Annotated in this window: 3 protein-coding genes; all 3 read left to right on the forward strand. The window is 48.5% G+C overall.

Going from position 1 to position 4,314, the window contains the following annotated elements:
- The coding region (gene clpB, locus HKN79_07730) for an ATP-dependent chaperone ClpB (protein NNC83451.1) at positions 1-2,553 on the forward strand (2,553 nt) is incomplete at its 5' end.
- Positions 2,554-2,717: 164 nt separating this feature from the next.
- Positions 2,718-3,173, forward strand: coding sequence for a VOC family protein (locus HKN79_07735; GenBank protein ID NNC83452.1), 456 nt, complete (start codon positions 2,718-2,720; stop codon positions 3,171-3,173).
- A gap of 336 nt (positions 3,174-3,509) precedes the next feature.
- Complete coding sequence (locus HKN79_07740) at positions 3,510-4,244, forward strand: LytTR family transcriptional regulator (GenBank protein ID NNC83453.1); 735 nt, start codon at positions 3,510-3,512, stop codon at positions 4,242-4,244.
- The last annotated feature ends 70 nt before the right edge of the window (positions 4,245-4,314 follow it).

Consider the following 4,314-nt stretch of genomic DNA (forward strand, 5'->3'; position numbering starts at 1 on the left):
CATGGTCAACAGAGCATTGAGAATGCTCACCTACTCAAGGCCCTCTTTGAGGTGGATGAGAACGTTCTCCCCTTCCTTTTCGGGAAATTGAACATGGACCCCAGCACCATTGAACAGGCTGCACTGAAGATGATCGAAGGCTATCCCAAGGTGAGCGGAGGAAACGGCCAGATCGGACTAAGCCGCTATGCCAATGAGTCCCTGCAAAAAGCATTCATAGAGATCAAGAAGACCCAGGATGAGTATGTTTCATTAGAGCATCTATTATTGGGTATTCTCGATACGAAGAATCAAGTCTCCCAAATGCTCAAGGATGCGGGAATGAATCGCAAGGACCTCTTGGAAGCCATCAAGGAACTGCGCAAAGGGTCACGAGTGACCAGCGCAAGTGCTGAAGAGACTTACAATTCCTTGAACAAATACGCCAAGAATCTGGTCCAACTGGCACGGGACGGTAAACTCGATCCGGTGATCGGTAGGGATGAGGAGATACGTAGAGTGCTCCAGATTCTGAGCCGCAGGACAAAGAACAATCCGATACTCGTAGGAGAACCCGGTACAGGTAAGACCGCTATTGCAGAAGGTCTTGCCCACCGCATCATCAATGGTGATGTGCCGGAAAACCTGCAGAACAAACAGCTTTACTCTCTGGATATGGGCGCACTGATCGCAGGAGCCAAGTTCAAGGGGGAATTCGAGGAGCGTTTGAAAGCAGTCATCCAAGAAGTCACCGGAGCCGATGGGGAGATCATCCTTTTTATCGATGAGATCCATACGCTGGTAGGTGCTGGCGGAGGCCAAGGGGCCATGGATGCGGCCAATATCCTCAAACCCGCACTGGCCCGAGGAGAGCTACGGGCCATTGGAGCCACTACCCTCAATGAATTCCAGAAATATTTCGAGCAGGACAAAGCCCTGGAAAGACGATTCCAGAAGGTACTGGTGGATGAACCCGATAGAGACAGTGCGATCTCCATCCTTCGCGGGATCAAGGAGAAGTACGAGACCCATCATAAGGTACGCATCAAGGACGCGGCCATCATAGCGGCAGTAGACCTATCGCAGCGCTACATCTCGGACCGATTCCTCCCCGATAAGGCCATCGACCTGATGGATGAGGCGGCCTCCAAACTCCGTATGGAGATCAATAGCCGTCCAGAGGAACTGGATGAGATAGAAAGAAGGATCATGCAATTAGAGATCGAACGCGAGGCCATCAAGCGTGAGAAGGACGAGAAGAAACTGGAGAAACTCAATAAGGAACTGGCCGAACTCACTGATCAGCGAGCTGACTTCAAGAGCAAATGGGAAGCGGAGAAAGAAGTGGTCGAAGCCATCCAGCAGGCCAAGAAAGATATCGAGTCCCTCAAATTGGAAGCCGAACAGGCTGAGCGGTCCGGTGATTTTGGGAGAGTAGCAGAGATCCGATATGGAAAGATCAAAGAGGCAGAAGAGACTCTGGAAAAGAGTAAGTCCAAGCTCCAAGAACTCCAAACAAACTCCAAGCTCATCAAAGAAGAAGTAGATACCGAAGAAGTAGCCGATGTGGTATCCAAATGGACCGGTATCCCCGTCACCAAGATGCTGGAGAGCGAGAAGGAAAAATTGCTCCGTTTAGAAGACGAGCTCCATAAGCGCGTAGTCGGGCAAGAAGAGGCCGTCACGGCTGTAGCAGATGCGGTCAGACGCAGCAGAAGTGGACTGCAGGACGATAAGCGCCCGATAGGGAGCTTCATCTTCCTCGGAACGACCGGTGTCGGAAAGACCGAATTGGCCAAAGCCCTTTCTGAATTCCTCTTCAACGATGAAGGAGCCATGACGCGCATCGACATGAGCGAATATCAAGAGCGACATGCCGTGAGCCGATTGGTAGGTGCACCTCCGGGATATGTAGGGTATGATGAAGGAGGACAACTGACAGAAGCTGTCCGCAGAAAACCATACAGCGTGGTGCTGCTGGACGAGATAGAAAAAGCCCATCCAGATGCCTTCAATATCCTCCTGCAGGTATTGGATGATGGCCGACTGACCGACAACAAAGGTCGTACGGTCAATTTCAAGAACACCATCATCATCATGACTTCCAACATCGGGTCCGATATCATCCAAGAAGGATATGAGGAGATGAAGGAAATGGCCGATGCGGCTAAAGAAGAACAGATCCGCACCGAGGTCATGGCCTTGCTGAGAAAGACCCTCCGTCCTGAGTTCTTGAATCGTGTGGATGAGACCATCATGTTCACTCCACTGGACCGAAAGGACATCAAGGAGATCGTCAAGCTCCAACTCGAGCTCCTAGCAGCTCGGGTGAAGGACAGTGGCATCAAACTCACGGCCAGCGAAGAGGCCATCAGCTATATCGCAGAGGCCGGGTACGACCCTGCATTCGGTGCCCGACCGGTCAAGCGGGTCATTCAGAAAGAGGTCCTCAATGAGCTCAGCAAGCAACTTCTGGCAGGCAACATTGATAAGACACAAACTGTGGTGATGGATGTATTCGAAGGAAAAATCGTATTCCGCAAACCCATCAAGGACGCAGAACTAGTGAATTAGCAGCCTTTTCATCTGGTTGTTTTGGTTGAAGACCCTTCTGGAGATCATAGATTCTTTGGGAGGGTCTTTTTTTTTTATTGAACAAACCAACTTAGGAGTGTGCTGGTCTTTTCAATACAACTCACCTGACTATCTTGTTCTCTATAATAGGATACCCCGTCAGTATGAAGAACACAAGACTGTACCTACTCTTCACCTTTGCCCTACTCAGTTCCTGCCATTCATCTCATCCTCCTATTCAGCGGACCTTCGTAGCTGTGATCGTAGAGGATATGGAGATTTCAAGCGAATGGTATCGCACACACTTCTCGCTGACCGAGTATGACCAACGCTCCGTTCCAGAACGCGGGTTGATCCAATCCAATCTGATCAATGAGCATCTCCATGTGGAACTGATCCAACTGGATAGCGCCATAGATCTGGAGGACTCACTGGCCAACTACGGGTCGAACTCCAAAGTAGAGGGTCTATTCAAGATCGGTTTTGTGTTTGCCGATCTAGCCGGATTTGCCAAAAAGCACGGGCATCTAGAACAATTGGTTCATGATCCTGTCAGTGAAGCTCAGACCTTGGTGATCAAAGATCCGGACGGAAATCGCATTCAACTATTTGAGAAATAGCAGAAAGCCTAGTAGCCTCTATCAAGTTATTGACCAGCCCTGTATTCGAATCCTTGCTCGATTCAACCGAGCAGACGAATCTTTTCAATTAGTTGGACCAAGAATGTGCTAACAATTATCAGTAAATGCCTACTAGCTAATTATGGCCTATTCAAGAATCATAAGACTTTAAAAAGTCGACAATCACAACATTTGGGGGCAACACATTTTCTCCTTATTTTGAACGCAGTTTACAGGAATTCACTACCCTCAACCACGTTTCGACCACGAGCAATTTGATACGTTATGATTGAACGTAAGGTGGTAAAGTATACCAGGGTCCGAGAAACCAAATGCATGAGCATCTATCTAGGCTCCAATGACTTTCTCTACATGGCCTGGTACGGGTATTCGACCTTTGATGATGTAAAGGAAGGATGCCTCATGTTGGTCGATTCAATGATAGAATACGGCTGTGGCAGCATAGTGCATGATGACAGAAGGATCAAAGGAACATGGTCCCATTCACTCGCATGGTTGGAGGAAGTGTTCATGCCTAAGATGCTGGCCAATGGCTTGAAGAAAACGGCACACATCTATTCTGAAGATGAGGTAGCACAATATTCCATGGATCGCTTCTTGGAGAAGGATTTCGACTATGAGGATATGGTATTCTCAGATTTCAGAAATGCCGTTCAGTGGCTCAAGGGATATGCATTCGACCCTCCGAGCAACGAGGAGCTTACTCCTTCTGACCGAAGGAACTACCAGAATGAGATGAATCCTGACGAGTTGTTCTTTGTATCCAAACATGGGAATAAGAGTATTCTTTACATGAAAGAACGACAGATAGAGACCAGAAGACCTCTGAAAGACATTATGGAACAGTTGCCAAGCAGTGACTTCATGAGAGTGCATCAGGGTAATATCATCAATGTGAAGAAAGTCACAGAACTGAAATACCGGTCAGGCGGTCATTACAACGCTTTCTTCAAAGACTTCGGAGGTATCTATGTGCCCGTCAGCCGCACCAAGATCCAAGACCTCAAAAAAGCTATGAACCTGGTCGACAGGTCCAGTAGCAGCTCTTGATGGACGCATCCGTATGAAAGGATCCATGAATCCGAATTCCTGGATCTCTATCCTTCCCCCTGCTAATAGC

The organism is Flavobacteriales bacterium (genome assembly GCA_013001705.1).
Taxonomy (GTDB): Bacteria; Bacteroidota; Bacteroidia; order Flavobacteriales_D; family JABDKJ01; genus JABDLZ01.

Excerpts from the sequence above, each read along its gene's own strand:
- HKN79_07740 (NNC83453.1), top strand. The coding sequence starts at position 3,510 with ATGAGCATCTATCTAGGCTCCAATGACTTTCTCTACATGGCCTGGTAC.
- HKN79_07735 (NNC83452.1), top strand. The coding sequence starts at position 2,718 with ATGAAGAACACAAGACTGTACCTACTCTTCACCTTTGCCCTACTCAGT.